The sequence below is a fragment of the Sutterella massiliensis genome (assembly GCF_016899755.1).
In the GTDB taxonomy this organism is placed as follows: domain Bacteria; phylum Pseudomonadota; class Gammaproteobacteria; order Burkholderiales; family Burkholderiaceae_F; genus Sutterella; species Sutterella massiliensis.
In genome coordinates this window covers 1-532 of record NZ_JACJJC010000244.1, presented here as the reverse complement: position 1 = coordinate 532, position 532 = coordinate 1, and the positions used below count along the sequence as shown (strand labels likewise).

The window sequence follows — 532 nt, the reverse complement described above, 5'->3', positions numbered from 1 at the left end:
GTTTTACAACAGTCTCATGGTTATCGCGTTAAAAGATTTGTCTCCCGAAATACTTGGCTCCTTTATGTCATTGTACGAGCACAAAACGGCACTCTTCGGGCGGCTGTTGAAGATAAATCCTTTCGATCAGCCCGGCGTAGAGTTCGCCAAGAAATTAGCTAAAATGCTGGAAACCTGAACACTAGTTCTAAAAGTTAGAAGCGAATAGCGAGTAGGTTTCGTTTGTGTCCTACTCGCTATCTGCTTCTTCACGCACGGTTTACATTTTGTTTTCATACTAAACATGAGTGAAATTTCGGTTTCGGTTGTCGTTCCTGTATACAACTGTGACCAATTTATTGAGAATTGTATTCAAAGTGTTATCTCACAAACGCTAACGAATTTTGAGATTATTATCTTAGATGATTGTTCAACTGATGAAACCTTAAGCCGTATTCCACGTGATCCGAGAATTAGAATCTTGGCAATGAAAGAAAAAAAAGGTTCTGGGATTTTACGGAATGAAGGTATCAAATTAGCTAAAGGTAAATAC

General features: G+C 38.5%; 2 protein-coding genes. Both read left to right on the top strand.

Annotated elements, in window-relative coordinates:
- Positions 1–16: 16 nt before the first annotated feature.
- A complete protein-coding gene (locus H6A60_RS14080) occupies positions 17–178 on the top strand; it encodes a glucose-6-phosphate isomerase (protein WP_205105074.1) in 162 nt (53 codons plus the stop codon).
- A gap of 105 nt (positions 179–283) precedes the next feature.
- A partial coding sequence (locus H6A60_RS12385) for a glycosyltransferase family 2 protein (protein WP_205105072.1) occupies positions 284–532 on the top strand: 249 nt, incomplete at its 3' end.